The 17,960-nt window shown below is 70.0% G+C and carries 15 protein-coding genes; 3 read left to right on the forward strand and 12 right to left on the reverse strand.

The genetic code is table 11. From position 1 onward, the window contains the following. Positions 1 to 23: 23 nt before the first annotated feature. The 4 genes from mmsB to AC5RV6_RS14385 all read right to left on the reverse strand — a co-directional run bounded on the left by mmsB (position 24) and on the right by AC5RV6_RS14385 (position 6,958). Positions 24 to 1,229, reverse strand: coding sequence for a multiple monosaccharide ABC transporter permease (gene mmsB, locus AC5RV6_RS14370; RefSeq protein ID WP_494008002.1), 1,206 nt, complete (start codon positions 1,227 to 1,229; stop codon positions 24 to 26). After that, entirely contained in the window at positions 1,226 to 2,773 is a 1,548-nt protein-coding gene (gene mmsA, locus AC5RV6_RS14375) for a multiple monosaccharide ABC transporter ATP-binding protein (RefSeq protein ID WP_494008003.1), read from the reverse strand. The genes mmsB and mmsA overlap by 4 nt, the downstream gene beginning before the upstream one ends. Positions 2,774 to 2,851: 78 nt before the next feature. Then, complete coding sequence (locus AC5RV6_RS14380) at positions 2,852 to 3,967, reverse strand: substrate-binding domain-containing protein (RefSeq protein ID WP_494008004.1); 1,116 nt, start codon at positions 3,965 to 3,967, stop codon at positions 2,852 to 2,854. A gap of 288 nt (positions 3,968 to 4,255) precedes the next feature. Further along, positions 4,256 to 6,958: a glycoside hydrolase family 3 protein gene (locus AC5RV6_RS14385; protein WP_494008005.1), complete on the reverse strand. Its 2,703-nt coding sequence runs from the start codon at positions 6,956 to 6,958 to the stop codon at positions 4,256 to 4,258. A gap of 354 nt (positions 6,959 to 7,312) precedes the next feature. On the opposite strand from AC5RV6_RS14385, the gene AC5RV6_RS14390 reads away from it, so the two are divergent. Further along, positions 7,313 to 7,669 carry an ArsR/SmtB family transcription factor gene (locus AC5RV6_RS14390; protein ID WP_494008006.1) on the forward strand — a complete coding sequence of 119 codons (357 nt, stop codon included), beginning with the start codon at positions 7,313 to 7,315 and terminating at the stop codon, positions 7,667 to 7,669. Further along, a complete protein-coding gene (locus AC5RV6_RS14395) occupies positions 7,666 to 8,172 on the forward strand; it encodes an SRPBCC family protein (protein WP_494008007.1) in 507 nt (168 codons plus the stop codon). Before AC5RV6_RS14390 ends, AC5RV6_RS14395 begins: the two co-directional genes overlap by 4 nt. Before the next feature lie 163 nt (positions 8,173 to 8,335). Here the strand turns inward: AC5RV6_RS14395 and AC5RV6_RS14400 are convergent, their stop codons facing one another. The 5 genes from AC5RV6_RS14400 to AC5RV6_RS14420 form a co-directional block, all read right to left on the reverse strand. Next, positions 8,336 to 9,772 carry an amidase gene (locus AC5RV6_RS14400; protein WP_494008008.1) on the reverse strand — a complete coding sequence of 479 codons (1,437 nt, stop codon included), beginning with the start codon at positions 9,770 to 9,772 and terminating at the stop codon, positions 8,336 to 8,338. A gap of 3 nt (positions 9,773 to 9,775) precedes the next feature. Then, positions 9,776 to 11,044 (reverse strand): amidohydrolase, encoded by a 1,269-nt coding sequence (locus tag AC5RV6_RS14405; protein ID WP_494008009.1) that lies wholly within the window; start codon positions 11,042 to 11,044, stop codon positions 9,776 to 9,778. Between the two features lie 79 nt (positions 11,045 to 11,123). Continuing rightward, positions 11,124 to 11,849: a hypothetical protein gene (locus AC5RV6_RS14410; RefSeq protein ID WP_494008010.1), complete on the reverse strand. Its 726-nt coding sequence runs from the start codon at positions 11,847 to 11,849 to the stop codon at positions 11,124 to 11,126. Positions 11,850 to 11,876: 27 nt separating this feature from the next. Further along, positions 11,877 to 12,620, reverse strand: coding sequence for a DUF5058 family protein (locus AC5RV6_RS14415; RefSeq protein ID WP_494008011.1), 744 nt, complete (start codon positions 12,618 to 12,620; stop codon positions 11,877 to 11,879). 34 nt (positions 12,621 to 12,654) lie between these two features. Continuing rightward, entirely contained in the window at positions 12,655 to 13,920 is a 1,266-nt protein-coding gene (locus AC5RV6_RS14420) for a M20 family metallo-hydrolase (RefSeq protein ID WP_494008012.1), read from the reverse strand. A gap of 290 nt (positions 13,921 to 14,210) precedes the next feature. Here AC5RV6_RS14420 and AC5RV6_RS14425 point away from each other — a divergent pair, with 290 nt between their 5' ends. Beyond that, on the forward strand, positions 14,211 to 15,242 hold the full coding sequence (locus tag AC5RV6_RS14425; protein WP_494008104.1) for a LacI family DNA-binding transcriptional regulator: 1,032 nt from the start codon (positions 14,211 to 14,213) through the stop codon (positions 15,240 to 15,242). Between the two features lie 30 nt (positions 15,243 to 15,272). Here AC5RV6_RS14425 and AC5RV6_RS14430 read toward each other — a convergent pair whose 3' ends face one another. The 3 genes from AC5RV6_RS14430 to AC5RV6_RS14440 form a co-directional block, all read right to left on the reverse strand. After that, the gene (locus AC5RV6_RS14430; RefSeq protein WP_494008013.1) at positions 15,273 to 16,079 is read right to left on the reverse strand and encodes an IclR family transcriptional regulator domain-containing protein; all 807 of its coding nucleotides are present in this window, start codon (positions 16,077 to 16,079) and stop codon (positions 15,273 to 15,275) included. Positions 16,080 to 16,163: 84 nt separating this feature from the next. After that, on the reverse strand, positions 16,164 to 17,009 hold the full coding sequence (locus tag AC5RV6_RS14435) for an alpha/beta fold hydrolase (RefSeq protein ID WP_494008014.1): 846 nt from the start codon (positions 17,007 to 17,009) through the stop codon (positions 16,164 to 16,166). Between the two features lie 10 nt (positions 17,010 to 17,019). Beyond that, on the reverse strand, positions 17,020 to 17,955 hold the full coding sequence (locus tag AC5RV6_RS14440; RefSeq protein WP_494008015.1) for a DODA-type extradiol aromatic ring-opening family dioxygenase: 936 nt from the start codon (positions 17,953 to 17,955) through the stop codon (positions 17,020 to 17,022). Between the last annotated feature and the right edge of the window lie 5 nt (positions 17,956 to 17,960).

The following is a 17,960-nucleotide window of genomic DNA, read 5'->3' on the forward strand; positions in this document are numbered from 1 at the left end:
TCGTTCTCGCTCGTAGCGAAGAGCTACCGTGCGGTGCGCCGCCGGCTGAACCCGAACGCCACCGCGGCGAGCAGCACCAGGCCCTTGATGATCTGCTGCCAGGCCGCATCCACGGACAGGATGGACAGGCCCTGGTTCAGCACGCCCATCACCAGCCCGCCGATCACCGCGCCGATCACGGTGCCGACGCCGCCCTGCACTGACGCGCCGCCGATGAACACCGCGGCGATCGCGTCCAGCTCGAACCCGCCGCCGGCCGAGGCCACCGCTCCCCCGGCCCGCGCGGTGCTGACCACCGCGGCCAGCCCGGCCAGGAAGCCCATGTTCACGAAGACGAAGAAGTTCACCCAGCGGGTCTTCACCCCGGACATCATTGCCGCGTTGAGGTTGCCGCCCATCGCGTAGATGTGCCGGCCGAACACGGTCCGGTTCAGCAGGAACGAGTAGGTCAGCACCAGGACCGCGAGGATGATCAGGATGATCGGGGTGCCCCGGTTGTAGGCCAGCAGGTAGCAGAGGTACATGATCGCGGCCACGGCCACGGCGTGCTTGAACACGAACGACCCGGTGCGTTCCCGGGGCAGGTCCAGCCGGCGCAGGTTCGCGCGGGTCCGCAGCCCCTGGGCGACCAGGGCCACGGAGGCCAGTGCCCCGATGCCCAGCGTGATCAGGTCCGGGGTGCCGGTGGAGGGCAACGTGCCGGAGCCGATGGCGACATACGACCGGGGCAGCCCGGAAATGGTGCCGCCGGTGAGCAGCACCAGCGCCACGCCGCGGAAGATCAGCATCCCCGCCAGGGTGACGATGAACGCCGGTATCCCCACGAACGCCACCCAGAAGCCCTGCCAGGCGCCGATCGCGGCGCCCACGGCCAGGGACAGGGCCACGGCCGCCCACCAGGGCAGCCCCCAATCGTTCATGGACAGCGCCGCGATCGCCCCCACGGTCGCCACGATCGAGCCGACGGACAGGTCGATGTGCCCGGCGATGATCACCATGACCATGCCGATCGCCAGGATCAGCACGTACGCGTTCTGCTGGATGAGGTTGCTGACGTTGCCCGGATACAGCAGGCGTCCGCCGGTGAGGATCTGGAAGAGCAGCACGATGACGACCAGCGCCGCGAGGATGCCGTACTGGCGCACGTCGATCCTCAGCCGCCGTCGGGAGCTGCCTCCCGGCTGCGGCGGCAGCGGCGCCTTCGCCTGTTCTGGGGTGGTGGTGGTCACGGTGCCTGTGCTCCTTCGGTGCGGGCGGCGGTCATGTGGCGCATCAGTTCCTCCTGCGTCGCGTCGGCCCGGTCCACCTGGGCGGTGAGCCGGCCTTCGGCGATGGTGTAGATGCGGTCGCACAGCCCGATAAGTTCGGGCAGCTCGCTGGAAATAACGATCACGGCTTTGCCCTGCTCGGCCATTTCGTTGATGATTCCGTAGATTTCGTATTTGGCGCCGACGTCGATCCCGCGGGTGGGCTCATCGAGGATCAGCACGTCCGGGCCGGAGTAGATCCATTTGCTGAGCACCACCTTCTGCTGGTTGCCGCCGGAGAGGTTGCCGACCAGCGAGGTGACGCTGGGGGTGCGGATGTTCATCCGCTGCCGGTACTCATCGGCGACGGCGTACTCGCGGTTCCGGTCGATGACGCCCAGCCGGGCGAGCTTGCCCAGCGCCGCCGCGGAGATGTTCACGGTGATGCTGCCGATCAGGTTCAGTCCGTACCGTTTGCGGTCCTCGCTGACGTAGGCCAGCCCGTTGCGGATCGCCTCGTCCACGGACCGGGTGGAGATCTCCGTCCCGTCCTTGTAGACCTTCCCGGAGATGCCGGTGCCCCAGGAGCGGCCGAAGATGCTCATCGCCAGCTCGGTGCGCCCGGCGCCCATCAGCCCGGCGAAGCCGACGATCTCGCCGGCGCGGACGGTGAACGACGCGCCGTCCACCACCACCCGCTCGGTGTCGATCGGATGGTGCACCGTCCAGTCCTCGACCCGCAGCTTCTCCCCCCCGATGTGCGGTTCCCGGGGCGGGAACTGGCTGTCCAGCGGCCGGCCGACCATGGCGCGGATGATCCGGGTCTCGATCTCGTCGGTGTCCGCCACCGGGAAGGATTCGATGGTCCGCCCGTCGCGGATCACCGTGACGGTGTCGGCGATGGCGCGGATTTCCTTGAGCTTGTGGGAGATGACAATGGAGGTGATGCCGACGTCGCGCAGCTGGTCGATCAGCCCGAGCAGGTGCGCGGAGTCGTCGTCGTTCAGGGCAGCGGTGGGCTCGTCGAGGATCAGCAGCTTCACTTCCTTGGACAGCGCCTTGGCGATCTCCACCAGCTGCTGCTTGCCGACGCCGAGCTCGAGGATCTTCGTCGCGGCGTTCTCGTCCAGGCCCACCCGCCTGAGCAGCTTCGCCGCCTCCAGGTTGGTCTTGTTCCAGTCGATCACCCCGCCGCGGGAGACCTCGTTGCCGAGGAAGATGTTCTCCGCAATGGACAGGTACGGGCTCAGCGCCAGTTCCTGGTGGATGATCACGATCCCGTCGCGTTCGCTGTCGTTGATCGAGCCGTAGCTGACCGGGGCGCCGTCGAGCGTGATGGTGCCGGTGAAGCTGCCGTGCGGGTAGACGCCGCTGAGCACCTTCATCAGGGTGGACTTCCCGGCGCCGTTCTCGCCGCAGATCGCATGCACCTCGCCGCGTTCCACGGAGACCGAGACGCCGTCGAGCGCCTTGACCCCGTGGAACTCCTTCACGATGCCGTCCATGTGCAGGATGACGTCATTCATGTGGTTCTCGCTTCAGTAAAAGGGGGCGACGACGGGCGCGGCGCCGGATCAGGTGCCGCGCCCGCCGTCCGGCCGGGGTCAGAGGCCGACGTCGGAGGCGTCGACGAATCCGGATTCCACCAGCACCGGTTCCACCTGGTCCTTGGTGACCACCTGGGGCTCGAGGATGTACGTCGGGACCACCTTGACCTCGTTGTCGTAGGTCTCGGTGTCGTTGACGTCCACCTCCTCGCCGGCCACGATCTGGCTGATCATGGTGTCCACCTGGGCGCCCAGCTCGCGGGTGTCCTTCCAGACGGTCATCGACTGGCGGTCATCGAGCATGGCCTTGACGTTGGCGACGTCGCCGTCCTGGCCGGTGATCAGCGGCCAGTCGGTGCCGGGCTGGTAGCCGGCGGCCTCCAGCGAGGCCTCGATGCCCAGGGCCAGGGAATCGTTCGGTGAGAGCACGACGTCGACCTTCTCGCCTCCGGTGTAGAAGGACTGCAGCCGGTTGTCCATCTCCGCCTGTGCGTCCGCCGACTTCCAGCCGAGGATGCCGATGGAGGCCCAGTCCTCGCTGGTGGCCGGGGCCTTGCCGGAGGGAACCACCAGCTGGCCGCTTTCAACGTACGGCTGCAGCACGTCCCAGGCGCCGCCGAAGAAGAAGGCGGCGTTGTTGTCGTCGGGGCTGCCGGCGAAGGGCTCCAGGTTGTATGGGCCCTCGCCGTCGGCCAGTCCGAGCTGCTCCTCGATGAACTGGCCCTGCAGCTGGCCCACCAGGTAGTTATCGAAGGTGGCGTAGTAGTCCACGGCCTCGGTGCCGTTGATCAGCCGGTCGTAGGCGATGATGGTGCGGCCCTGCTCCTTGGCGTCTTCGAGGACCGGGCCGAGGGTCTCGCCGTCGATCGCGGCGACCACGAGGATCTGCGCGCCGCCGGCCACCTGGTTCTGGATCTGGCTGATCTGCTGGTCCGTCTTGTCATCGGCGTACTGCAGGTCCACGTCGCAGTCCCGGGCCTCGAGCTTTTCCTTCAGGCCCTCGCCGTCGTTGATCCAGCGCTCCAGGCTGCGGGTGGGCATGGAGATGCCGACGCTGCATTCGACGCCGCCCTCGCCGTCACTGGAGGTGGTTCCGGCCGGGGCGCAGGCTGCCAGTCCCGCGGCGAGGCCGAGGCCCAGGAAGAGAGCCGAAACATTCTTCAATCTGGTCATGCTGAAACCTTCGAAAAGGACCCGGCCGGCGCGGCAAAGCGGCATGGACAAGCTCGGGATACGCCCTTGTTTCCCGGGTCGGCTGGATCGTGCGGATACAACGCTGTAACGCCCTGCCGGCGACCCCACCGTCGGCAATATGTGGGCCGACACAACTTATCCCCGAAGTGGCGTGTCTCACAAGAGGGTTCTTGGTAGTTACCGAATCGCAATCTCCTCGGCCGGGCCCAGCGGAGCCCGGGGCCGGCCAGGCCCCGGGCTCCGCCTTCGCCATGTCCTTCCAGCCGGCTACTCGACGAAAATGCTCCCCACCAGCCGGGTGTCGTTGACGGAGCTGCCGACGTAGATCGGCACCTCCCCGGTGGGGGTTACCCAGCCGCCGGCCGCGGTGTCCCAGTACTGCAGCGAGCGCGGGTCCAGCTCCACGTTCACCGTGCCGACGGCGCCGGGCCGCAGCGTGATGTCGGCGAACCCGGCCAGCTGCCGGGCCGGCGTCGGGACGTCGGTGGGCAGGGTGCCCACGTAGACCTGGACGGTCTCCTCACCCGTGCGGGTGCCGGAGTTCCACAGCTGCACCGGCACGGTGACGGACGGGTCTTCGGCCGGGACGACGCCGCCGGTCTCCGCGCCCAGGTAACTGAACCGGGTGTAGGACAGCCCGTGGCCGAAGGGGAACAGCGGCGTGACGCCCTGGGTGGTGTACGCCTTGTAGCCGACGAACACCCCTTCGCTGTACGGCACCACCGGGTCCACCTCGTTGATCAACGGGAACGGGTTCTGCACTCCCACTCCCGCGGCCTGGGCTTCGCTGGCCGGGAAGGTGACGGGCAGCTTGCCCGACGGATTCGTGTCGCCGAACAGCAGCGACGCGACCGCTTCGCCCTGCGCCTGGCCGGGGTACCAGACCTCCAGCACCGACGGCACCGCATCGATCCACGGCATGGTGACCGGCCCGCTGGTGGCCAGCACGACGACGGTGTTCGGGTTCGCCGCGGCGACCGCCCGGATCAGCCCATCCTGGTCCTGCGGCAGGGTCAGGGTGCCGCGGTCGGCGGCCTCCCCGGTGTAGTCCCGGGCCACGATCACGGCCGTGGAGGCCTGCGACGCCGCGTCCACCGCGGCCTGGATCTGCGGTGACAGGACCTCCTCCGGCGCGGTCCAGCCCAGCCGCATCATGGCGCCGGGCTGGTCGTTGAGCCCGCCGTTGAACTGGTTCGGAGCGTCGGTGGTGTACTCCACCGTGATCGGCACCCGCTGCCCTTCGGCGAGGTTGATCGCCACGTACTCGGTGCCGAAGGGCGCCGACGGCGTGGTCTCCACCAGGTTTCCGTCGATGTACAGCCGGGCGGTGCCCAGGTGGGTCAGCGTCAGGTTGTAGTCCCCCGTCGCCGGGGCCACCAGGGTGCCGGTCCAGCGGGCGGACATCGGCGCGGACGCCAGCTGGACGCCGACGCCGGGCACCTGGGAGGTGTTGATGGTGTCCGCCGAGATGCCGGTGCGCAGGTTGATCTGCCGCTCCGCGCGGGCCAGGGCCGGCTCGCCCGCGAAGTTCTCCACGCCCAGGCGGTACTCGGCCCGCACGCCGATGAGCACGCTGCTGGGAATCGGCGGCGGCCCGGGCAGGGTGTCGGCCAGCGATACCGGGTCGGTGCCCTCGGCGTAGTCGACCGTGGTGTCCGCCGCCCGGGCGGTCAGCCCGTCCAGGATGGTGGTCAGCTGCGCCGGGTTCGGCACCGCGCCGGAGCCGCCGCCGTCGATGTACCAGTCGGCGTCGGAGCCGATGACGGCCATGGACGGTGTGGCGGTGTCCGCCAGCGGCAGGGTGCCGCCGTCGTTCTTCAGCAACACCGCGGCCTCCCCGGCCACCTCCGCGGCGATGCCGGCGTGCGCGTCGAGCATGTTGGCGGGCACCGCCAGGTCCGGCTGCGGGGACTCGAAGGAGCCCGGCGGCGGATTGTCCACGATTCCGAACGCGAACATGGTGCGCGCCACCCGCCGCGCCGCGTCATTCAGCCGCATCTCGGAGACCCTGCCGTCCTGCACCGCCGCGAGCAGTGCCGGGCCGGAGAACTCCAGGCCGGGGCCGGCGACGTCGAGCCCGGCCGCGTAATCCGCAAAGCTGTGCGCGGCGTTGAAATCCGAGGACACAAAGCCGCGGAACCCGAGCTGGCCCTTCAGGATGCCGTTGAGCAGCCGGCCGTTGCCGCAGGCGAACTCCGTGTTGACCTTGTTGAACGAGCACATGACCGCGCCGGGGTCCGCCTCGCTGACCAGCCGCTCCCACGGCCGGGTGTAGGTCTCCTGCAGGGTCCGGTCGTTGACCTGGACGTCCACGTGTCCGCGCCGGGTTTCGAAGTTGTTCAGGTTGTAGTGCTTGACCAGCGCGGACACCGAGGCACCCTGCTCGCCCTGGGTCTGCGCGGCGGCGGTGTGCCCGCTGAGCATCGGATCCTCGCCCAGGTCCTCCCACATCCGCCCGTTGTAGGGGGTGCGGACCAGGTCCATGGTGGGCCCGGCAATGGCGTTGAAGCCGACGGCGCGGGCCTCCTCCCCCGCGACCGCGCCGTAGGCCCGGGCCAGGGTGGGATCGAAGGTGGAGGCCAGGCCCACGCCCACCGGCAGCGCGGTGGACGGCCCGGTGTCCAGGGCCAGGCCGCAGCAGCCGTCTTTGCTGCGGATCGGCGGCAGGCCCAGTTCGGGCACGCCGGGGCCGCCGCTCTGGATCAGGTAGGTGACCTTCTGCTCCAGCGTCATGGCGCTGACCACGAGGTTGGCGCGCAGGTCCGGGGACAGGTCCGGGTCCATCCAGGGCTGTTCCTGCAGGGGTGCGGGGGCGGCCAGGTCGGCGGCCGGTTCCGGGTCCGCCCCGGGGTCCGCGTGGGCTGCCGGAAGCAGTCCGGTGGTGGCCAGAAGCAGGCCGGCGACGACGGCCAGCCCCCGTGTCAGGGCGCGCGGGCGCCGTCGTGGGTGGGATGTGGATCGTGATGTCATGGGGAGGTTCCCTCATACGGGCCGCGTTCACCCCCTGGGCGCGGCGGACCGTCGGATAACCGCGTCGTGAGACACGCGGTGATGCGGAGGACGACGCCGGGTGCAGACACTGGAACCGGTGCTTCCTGCCGCGTGATAGCCGCGTCCAGTCGGGGCGGCGAATGCACGGGGGACGGTATGGGCGCGGTGTCGGCGGGTCAACCGAGACGGTCCGCTCCGGGCGGGCGGCGCCGGTTTTTGTCTTTCCGGCAGACCCCTTGACCGGTGGCCGTGCCGGACCTAGGTTGTATTCAACCGATCGGTTGAACAACAAATGTGTTGACCACGGCCGGCACGGAGACAAGGCGGCGGGGCATGGAATCGGACGAGCTGCTGGACAGGGCGTTCCTCGCCCTGGCCGACCCCGTCCGCCGCAGCATCATCGCCCGGCTCTCCCGCGGCCCGGCCACGGTCAATGAACTGGCGGAACCCTTCGCGATGTCCAAGCAGGCCGTTTCGAAGCACATCCAGGTGCTGGAGCAGGCGCAGCTCGTTACCCGTTCGCGGGACGCGCAGCGCCGGCCGGTACACCTGAACCCCGCACGGCTGGAGGCGCTCACCGCCTGGATCGGCCGGTACCGGCTGGTCCGCGAGGAGCAGTTCCGCGGCCTCGACACCGTGCTCTCCACTCAGGCCGCGGCAGGCGGCCCGCAGGCAAAGGATCCATCATGACCAACGCACTGCAGCTCACCGTCCCCGAGGGACTTCCCTTCATCGACTTCAGCCGGGAGATCGACTATCCGGTGGAGCAGGTCTTCCGCGCGTACGCCGATCCGGACCTGGTGGTCCAGTGGCTCGGTCCGCGCGGCATGAAGATGGAAATGGACCACTACGACTTCCACAGCGGCGGCACCTACCGCTACATCCACACCGGGCCCGACGGCGTTCCCTACGTCTTCTCCGGCATGTTCCACACCGTGCGGGAAAACGAGTTCGCGGTGCAGACCTTCGAGTTCTCCGGCTACCCGGACGTGGTGAGCATCGAGTTCATGACCCTGGAGGAGCTGCCCGGGGGCCGCACCCGGATCAGCGCGCACTCCGTCTATCCGTCCATGGAGGCCCGGGACGGCATGGCTGCCTCCGGCATGGAGTCCGGCGTGGCCGTGGGCTTCGACCGGATGGAGGAGCTGCTCGCCCAGCTGCAGCCGCAGGTGCTGCAGGGCGAAGGTACCTGAGCCACCCGGCGTCGTTACTCCCGACGCCCGCTGTCGCGGCTGGGCGCGGCGGAGCCCGGGACACAGGCCCCGGGGCTCCGCCGTGCTGCCGTTTCGGGAAGACGCTGCCACGGCGTACCGGCAGCGGTTTCCCGAACCGGCAGCGGAAGCGCCCGCACCCGCCTCAGGGAGCCGGCGGCGCCTGCCGGGCGTACCCGGTGGCCTGCTCGAAGGCATGGGCGACCTGCAGCAGCTCAAAGTCCTCGCCGTGGTTCATCACCATCTGCATGCCCACCGGCAGCCCGCCGGAGCTGAAGCCTGCCGGCATCGAGATGGCCGGCAGCCCGGTGGCGGAGATGACGCAGGCCGAGCGCATCCAGTCCAGGTACGTGTCCAGCGCCGTGTCGTTGATCCGCTCCGGATACCGCAGCGAGGCGTCGAACGGCAGCACCTGCGCGGTCGGGGCCAGCAGCACGTCGTAGCGGCCGAAGAACTCCTGCACCGCCAGGTGCAGCCGGGTGCGGGCGACGGCGGTGTCGGCCACGTCCCGGCCGGTGAGGACCAGGCCCTGCTCCACGTTCCAGCGCACCTCGGGCTTGATCGCCTCGCCGTGTTCGGCCACCAGGTCCCCCAGCATGCCGACGAAGTCCAGGGCCCGGACGTTGCGGAACACAAGGTCCGCCTCGGAGAGGTCCGGGCAGGCCCGCTCCACGTGCGCGCCGAGCTCCTCGAACACCGACAGCTGCGCCTCAACGACCGCCAGCACTTCGGGTTCCACAGGAATACCGAGCCCGAAGTCCGGGGTCCACGCGACCCGCAGCCCGCGCAGGTCCCGCTCCAGGGCGCCGGCGAACACCTCCGGCGCCAGTGACGGCCCCGGCGGGCGACGCCGGTCCGGGCCGGCCATGACGGTCAGCATCAGGGCGACGTCGGCGACGTCGCGGGCCATCGGGCCGCTGGTGGCCAGCCAGCTGTGCGCGTCCGACGCCGGCCAGGTCGGCACGGTGCCGGTGGAGGGCCGGAAGCCGACCACGTTGCAGAACGAGGCCGGGATGCGCAGCGAGCCGCCCATGTCGGAGCCGTCGCTGACGGACTGGATGCGGGCGGCGAGCGCGGCGGCCGCTCCCCCGCTGCTGCCGCCGGCGCTGCGGTCCGGCGCGTACGGGTTGGTGGTGGTGCCGAAAAGCTCGTTGAAGGTGTGCGACCCGGCGGCGAATTCCGGCACGTTGGACTTGCCCGTGGTGACCACCCCGGCGGCCTTCAGCCGGGCGATCACCAGGTCGTCGGCGTCGGGCACGAAATCGCGCAGCAGCGCCGAGCCCTGGGTGGTGCGCATCCCCTCGGTGTTGTGTGTGTCCTTGTGGGTCATGGGCAGCCCGTGCAGGGGCGGCAGGTCCTCCCCGTCCGACGCCGCGGTGCGCTCGTCGGCGGCCTTGGCCAGGGTGCGGGCGCCCTCGGGATCCAGGGTGACCACGGCGTTGATGGCGGGGTTGACCGCGTCGATCTGTTCCAGGTGCGCCTCGAGCGCTTCGCGGGCGGAGAGCTCACGCGTGCGGATGGCGGCGGTCAGTTCGACGGCGGACATCGCCTGGATCGCGGCGGTGGACGGGGAGACGGCCATGGCTCAGCCCTCCTGTCCGCTGCCGGTGCCGGTGCGGCCCAGGAGTGCGGCCAGGGCGGCGGTCAGGCCGGTGCCGAGGGTGGGCTCCAGCTCGGGAGCGAATTCGGGTGAGTGGTTGCCGGCCACGGCCTCGCCGGCCTCCAGCCGGGCAGCCGCGGTGGAGCCGAACATCCAGTACACCGACGGGACGCCGATGGCCTCGGCCAGCAGGCCGAAGTCCTCGCTGCCCATCACCGGCGGCACCTCGCGCACGGCCTCGTCGCCGAGCGCGCCGCGGAGGGCGGTGAGCACCTCGGCCGCGGCGGCCGGCTCGTTGTAGCAGCGCGGGAAGCTGGAGATCTCCTCGATCAGCGGCTCCGGGGCCCCGGAGGCGGCGGCTTCGGCGGCGATGATGCGCCGGAGCGCGCCGAGCACCTGCTCGCGGACGGCCGGTTCGAAGCTGCGCACGTTGAGCGTGAACTCGGCGCTGCCGGGAATGATGTTCTCCTTCAGCCCGCCGTGGAAGGTGCCCACGGTGATGACCGCGGATTCGCGGGCCGGGACCTCGCGGCCGAGGATGGTCTGGATCCGCACGATCATGTGTGCACCCAGGACGATCGGGTCTATGGACTTCTCCGGCTGCGAGCCGTGCGCCTGCCGGCCCAGGACGGTCACGCGCCAGGAGTCGGCCATGGCCATGGCGGTGCCGCTGCTGATTTCGATGCCGCCGGCGACGCCGGGCCAGACGTGCTGGCCGTAGATCACCTCGGGCTTGGGTGCCCGGTCCCACAGCCCGTCCTCCACCATGGCCTTCGCGCCGGCGGCGGTTTCCTCGCCGGGCTGGAAGATGAACACCACGGTGCCGGCCCACGCGTCGGTGTTGCGGGCCAGCAGTTCCGCCGCGGCCAGCGCCACGGACATGTGGGTGTCGTGCCCGCAGCCGTGCATGACCGGTACCGCGGTGCCGTCCTCCAGGGTGCCGGTGGCGGTGCTGGCGTACTCCAGGCCGGTGTTCTCACCGATCGGCAGCCCGTCGGTGTCGGCGCGGAAGCCGACCACGGGCCCGTCGCCGTTGCGCAGGATGCCGACGACGCCGGTGCCGCCGCAGCCGAAGGCCTCCAGTCCCAGCTCCTCGAGGCGGGACTGCAGGAACGCGGCAGTCTCGGTTTCCTGCATGGACAGCTCGGGATGGGCGTGCAGGTGGCGGTAGGTCTCGTGCAGCTTCTGCCGGTCGGCGTCGCTGTAGCCCAGGGAATCCAGCAGGGCGGTGGTGTTCAGGGCGGTGGTGCTCATGGGAATCAGCCTTTCGGTTTCGGGCGGGGCCCGGAGGTCGGGGTGGGATGCCGGCCGCGCCGTCGCGGCCGGCATCGGGTCAGTTGACCAGTTCGGCCTTGCCGGCGGCGGCGTTGCGGTCGCGGACGAACCACGCCAGGACGGCGGTGACGATCACGGTGATGCCGGTGGCCAGCTTGGCCAGGGCCGGAACCAGCGGAACCAGGACGAAGACCACCAGCAGGGCCACGGCGACGGCCACGAGGGTGATGCGCGGCTGCTTGGCGGAGACGACCAGCTGGACCACGACGGCGCCGATGATGGCCGGGAAGATGTAGATCCGGGTCACCTCCATCACTTCCAGCGGAATCAGGCTGAGCAGCCAGGTGCCGAGCAGGCCGACGAAGATGAGCATGGACAGCACGTGCACCATGGCGGCGCCGCAGATGGCCATCAGCGCGGAGAAGTCCGCCTTCTTGGTGCCGGACTTCGCGCCGATGGTGGCCTGGGCGACCATCGCGGCGGGCAGCAGCTTGTTGGCCAGGTTGCCGATCATGAAGGCCTGGTACATGGTGGCCGGGCCGAGCACCGGGTAGTAGGTGATCGGCTCGACGAACCAGAGCACGAAGAAGGAGGCACCGACGGCCAGGGCCGCGGTGAGCACCATGCCTCCGGTGACGCCGAGGTCGGCGAAGAAGACAAGGTAGGCGGGCCCGGCAAGTGAGAGCAGCAGGGCCGCAATCATGGTCAGCTGGCCCCAGCGGGAGGTGGTCCGGTCGAATTCGGCGAGTGCGGATGCCTGTGCGCCCGCGGCGGTGGTGGACATAAGCCGTTCTCCTTCGAAAGTGGGGGGTTAGGCGCCGGCGGTGTGGGCGAGGTACGCGATGGCGAGGCCCAGGACGATGGAGATGCCCAGGCCCCATTCCCGCAGCCAGGGCGCCTGCAGCCGCTTGGCCAGGAACAGGCAGATGCCCATCACGGCAGCGGATGCGGCGACGGTCAGCACGTGCACGCTGGACTTGGGCAGCTCGGCGACGCCGAGGCTGGCGAACGCGCCGAGCAGCGCGGCGGTGGGGATGATCGCCATCAGGCCGGGGTTGACCTCGCGCAGCTTGCTGTCGCCTCGCTTGAGCAGCGGGGTGAAGATCAGGCAGCAGATCATCCACATGGCGCCGGAGAGGCTCATCGCGGTGAACGCCACGGCGTAGACGGTCTGGGTGTAGTCCGGCCCGCCGAGTTCGGCGCCCATGGTGCCGGCCGCGATGGAGGCCGACGCCGTTTCGGTGGCGGCCGAGCCGACCAGCCCGATCCGGGTCAGCACCGCGGGCGTGCCGAACAGGGACAGCAGCGCGATGCTGACCAGCACCACGGCCAGCGACGGGCCGGTGGCCGCCACCGCGCCGGCCCGGAAGGAGGCCCGCAGCTCGGACTTGGAGATCTCCGCCGCCGGGCCGGCCTTGGCGGCCGCCTTCATGTAGATCAGGCTCTGGATGATGACGACGGCGAACACCGCCAGGGCGAAGACCCACAGGATGGGGATGTTCGCAATGGCCAGGATGTCGGTGGAACTGCCGTCACGGACTGGAACAGGACTCATGGGGGTGCTCCTTGTGGCTGGGGGGATCAGGAAGTCACTGGGAAAAGTCGTGGGTGTCGAGGCGCAGCAGGGTTTCGGCCAGCACCTGGACGCCGGTGGTGATCTGGGCGGTGGCGGTGAACTCCTCGGGGCAGTGGCTCCGGCCGCCGGCGGAGGGCACGAAGATCATGCCCATCGGGGCGAGCCGGGCCATGTGGACGGCGTCGTGGGTGGCGCCGCTGGGGATCGGCGCCCACTCGATGCCGGCGGCGTCGGCGGCCTGCGCGGCGAGGTCCTGCACGCCGGCCGCGGCGCGGACCACCTGGTTGTCGGTGGACCAGCGCAGGTCGGCCTCGACGCCGAAGCCGGCGGCGCGGGCGGCGATCTCGCCGGCCAGCCGGGCCCGGGTGCCGGCCAGCCAGGTCTCGTCCACGCTGCGCACTTCGCCGTAGAGCCGGACCAGCGAGGGCACCACGTTCGGCGCCGGTGAGGCGTTCTCCAGGCGGGTGACGGTGGCGACGCCGTGCTCCGGCGCGCCGCAGCCCTCGGCCCGGACGGCGAGCACGGCTTCGGCGGCGGCGACCATGGCGTCCCGCCGGTCATCCATGGGCCGGGTTCCGGCGTGGTCCGGGGCGCCGGTGAAGCTGGCGACCAGGCGTTCGATGCCGGTGATGGCGGTGACGATGCCGATCGGCGTTCCGCGGGCCTCCAGTTCCGGGCCCTGCTCGATGTGCAGCTCCACGTAGGCGTGCGGACGGCGGGCTCCGGTCCACGGGCCGGCGGCCAGCAGGGCCGCGGGATCGAGTCCGAAGTCCTCGTAGGCGGCGGCCAGGGTGCGGCCCCGGTAGTCGGTGCGGGCCAGGTCCGCGGCGGTCAGCTCACCGGCCAGGGCGCGGCTGCCCAGGCAGCTGAGCCCGAAGGGGTTGGACTCCTCGCCGAGGAAGTCCACCACCAGCAGGTCCCGCTGCAGGCGGACGCCGCGTTCGGCCAGCGCCTGCACGGCGGCCAGCGCGCCGAGGACGCCGACGACGCCGTCGAACCGGCCGCCGCCGTCCACCGTGTCGGTGTGCGAGCCGGCGACCAGCGGCGGTGCGGCCGGGTTGGTGCCGGTCAGCCGGCCGATGAGGTTGCCGGCCGGATCCTGGTGCACCTCGAGGCCCGCACTGCGCATCCGCGCCGCGGTCCAGGCCCGGGAGGCACGGTAGGGCTCGCTGAAGACCTCCCGGGTCCAGCCGGGGCGGTCCTCGCTGCGGAAGCCGGAGAGTTCGGCAAGGGCCGTATCCAGCCAGCCGTCGAGCCCGGTAAGCGCCGTTTCCTGCATGCGGCTCCTTCGGTCGGCACGAAATGCAATCGATTGCACAAGCGGGTGAAAAATATCCCGGCCGAAGGCGGCGGCTGCGCTTTCGGGCCGGGCGTGCTGACAGACTCACACGCCTTCGCCGATACGTCCAGAGTTTTTCCGGAATTTGCCGAATATTTCCGCCGGTCTGTTGCCGAATGTAAATTCTTTTGATCAATGGGATTAACCGACCGTTTCCGGGGCCCGCTGCGCTTACACTGGCGTCCGTTCCGGCGATCCGCCGGCCTCCACCGCTACGGAAGGCTCCGCACATCAATCCTTCACGCGGCCGGGCCGCCCGCGGCCCCAGCCTCGACGACGTCGCCCGGCTGGCGGGCGTGCATCCTTCCACGGCCTCCCGTTCCCTCGCCGAGGAGCCGGTGCGGATCAGCGCGGCCACCGTGGCGCGGGTGCGGGAGGCCGCGAAGACCCTCGGCTACCGCCGCGACGCCTCGGCGGCGGCGCTGCGCACCGGCACGTCCCGGCTGGTCGGTGTCCTGGTGCACCGGCTCACCGATCTTGCGCTGGCCACCATGTATGCCGGCGCCGATGCCGCCGCCGCGGACGCGGGCTACAACACCGTGGTCGCCAACGGGCTTGATGATCCGCAGGTGCGCCGGGATCGCCTTGACGCTCTGCTGGCGCGGCGGATCGACGGCGTGATCCTGGCCGATGCCCGCTCCGACGACACGCTCGCCGATCATCTGGCGGCCCTCGGCGTGCCCTATGTCCTGGCCATGCGCACCCTCCCCGGGCACCTGAGCGTCGGCACGGACGACGTCGAGGGCGGCCGGCTGGCCGCCGAACATCTGCTGGAACTGGGCCACCGCCGGGTGGCGGTCGCCGCCGGCGACCCGCTGGCCAGCACCGGAAGGGACCGCACCGCCGGGTTCCGGCAGGCGTTCGCCGATGCCGGGCACCCGCTGCCCGACGACGCCGTGGCGGCCACCGGGTTCGGGGTGGCGGCCGGCCACGCCGCCGGAAACCGGCTCGCCGCGCTGGATCCGGCGCCGTCGGCGGTGTTCGCGGTGGACGACCTCACCGCCGTGGGCGTGATCGGGGCGCTGCGCGACGCCGGCCGCACCGTGGGCTCCGACGTCGCGCTGGTCGGTTACAACGACGTCGAGCTGGCCGCGGACCTGCCGGTGGGCCTGACCTCCGTGCGCTCGGACCGGGACCGGATGGGCCGGCTGGCGTTCGGCCTGCTGCTGGATCGCATTGCCGGCCGGGAGACGGCCTCGGTCCGGCTGCCGCCCACGCTGGTGCCGCGCGCCTCCACGCTGGGTGCGGTTCCGCCGAGCTGAACCGGCCGCAGCGCAGGAATCCGGCCGGGCCTATCCCTTCAGTTCCGGACCGTACTCCGCCAGCGCCTCTTCGATCGCCGTCTGCGTACGGAGGAGCTCAGGGAGGAACTCCTCCTCCAGCTTTTCCAAGGACACCCTTGCCGTATGCACCGCCACGTTGATCCCGGCGATGACGGCCCCGCCGGCATTGCGCAATGGCGCGGCGATCGTCCGCACGCCCACTTCCACTTCCTGGTCCATCAGGCACCAGCCGCGGCGCCGGATCCGCTCCAGGTCGGCTGCGAACGTGCTGTCCGTGGAGATCTGCGGCACCGTGGCAAGCCGCCGCCGACGATCCAGGTAGGCCTGCAGCTCGGTCTCCGGAAGGTGGGCGAGCAGTACCCGTCCGAGCGCGGTGATGACCGGATCGATCCGGGTACCCACCTGCACGTTGAAGGTCATGATGCGCTGCTGTGCAGACGCCCGGGCAATGTATACGGCGTTGTCGCCGTCCAGCACGCCCACCGAGCAGGCCTCACGCAGCTTGGCGTTCAGCTCGGACAGGAACGGGTTCACGATGCCCGGTAGCTCCCCTGAGGTGAGGTAGGACCCGCCAAGGTCCAGCACCCTGGGACGCAGCCGGAACCGGCCGTCTTCCTGGGACACGTACCCCAGCGCCTGGAGCGTCAGCAGGAAACGCCGGGCGCTTGGTTTGGACAGTCCGGTGGTGTCCGCAACCTCGGTGAGGGTCATGGCCCGCCGCTCACTGTTGAATGCTTTGATGACGGTCAGCCCCTTGTCCAGGGACTGGACATAATCGCCGGGGGCGATCGGGTGCACGAACCTGCTCTGGTCCATGCCTCTCCCTTCTCAGTGTTCCCGTCGGCGGGGCGGGGAAGGCCTCGTTCAGCCCCAGGTGCCCCGCCGACTGGCAACTTTAGCCTAGACGTGGGCCGCCAGATACGATGCGACCACTGCGTTGAAATCAGCCGCGCGCTCGACCTGGCTCCAATGACCGCACTGGGAGAAGAGGTGCAGGTCGGCGTGCGGAATGACGCCGGCGAGATCCAGGCTGCGGCTCATGGGTATGACCTTGTCCTCCCGCCCGTGGATCAACAGCACCGGAAGCTCCAGCCGGGAGAGGGCGTCGAAGTCCAGGGGCAGCTCGGTCCTGTCAATGTCCCGGGCTTCGATCACCCGCCGGAAACGCTCGGCGGCGCCGTCGCGCGCCGCGGCTGCGTATCGTGCCGCCACGAGTTCCTCGGAAACCAGCCCAGGGTCGACCACGAAGTCCAGCAGCGCCGCCCGGATCCCTTCAGGCGTGAGGGTAGGCCGCGCGTGGCTGGCCAGGGCCTTGGTCCGCGGCGCTCCACCGGTTCCCATGGAGATGATCCCGGCGGTCCGCTCGGGATGGTCCAGGGCGAATTGGAACGCCACCCAGCCGCCCAGCGAGTTCCCCACCAGCCAGGCTTTTTCGATGCCGCGGGCGTCGAGCACCCGCAGCACGTGCGCCACCCAGGCCTTGATGCCGAATCTGCTGCCGGGGGCCTCCACGGTCTGTCCGAAGCCGAGCAGGTCAATGGCAATGGTGCGGCAGTGCCGGGACAGTGCGGGCAGGTTCAGCCACCAGTTGGCGGCGGCGGAGACACCGCTGCCGGATCCGTGCAGGAACACCACGGGCGCCCCGCTGCCGGCTTCATGCAGATGGGTGAGCTCGCCGGGGGCGGTCTGCAGCCAGGCATCGTCGAGGCCGAAAAAGGGATCGGTGGCGAAGGCGGGAATGTCCATGACCGGCATCTCAGTTGGCTCCCTGAAAGCCGGCCACCAGGCCCATGCCGGTGACCCACCGGTGCACCGGCTCATACGCGATGGTTTCGACCGGACCGTCCCAGGCGCCCAGGCCGGCAAGCCAGCAGCGGACCTCATGCGCCCCGTTTCCCGCGCTGGCTTCCATCTCGTCCGGGTCCATCGCCAGGAGCTCGGCCACGTCGCCGGACGTGAGGTGCTCGAGGAACCAGCGGTCCCAGGTGTCGTTGATGTCCCCTTCGACTCCCTCGGCGATGCGCTTGGCCAGCCCCGCTTCGCGGGCCGCGTTGTACTCGACGACGGTGTCGCGCCCGTCGATGAGGAATTCACGGGTCTCGGGGTCGGTCGCCTCGTCGTAGGGCGACGCGGCCTTGACCCAATGGGACAGTCCGCCGGACGCGATCACCAGGACCGACAGGTCTTCCTCCAGCTCGCGGATCGCCGCCCCTACGGCCTGCCCGAAGGCGTGTGATCGGGCAAATGAGGGACGCGGCGCAGCACCGCAGTCGACCATGATGGGCAGCACGGGAACACCCATGTCGGGCAGCAGCACCTCATAGGGCTGCACAATGCCGTGATCGATGCCCATGCGCAGTGAAAAGGCGGGGTCGAATCCGCGCGCGCGGACGTTTTCGACCACCTTGCGCCCGATCCCTTCCATGTACGGCACCGAACCCTTGTGGCTGCCATAGTCGCCGAAGCTCACGATCTCGCCGGCACCTACGCAGAATGCGGGCATCAGGTCGAAGAAGAAATTCCGCATATGGTCCGGACCAAAGATCACCACCAGGTCCGGGTCCAGTTCCCGTACCTTCTCCTTGATCCGGGCGGCGCCGGCTGCAAAGTCTGCGCCGGGGCCGGCGACCTCGAAGGATTCGTCCCAGAACGGGGAGTGGGACATTGCCACGTAGCCGATAATCTCTGCCATGTGTT

It is taken from the genome of Arthrobacter saudimassiliensis, assembly GCF_059090665.1.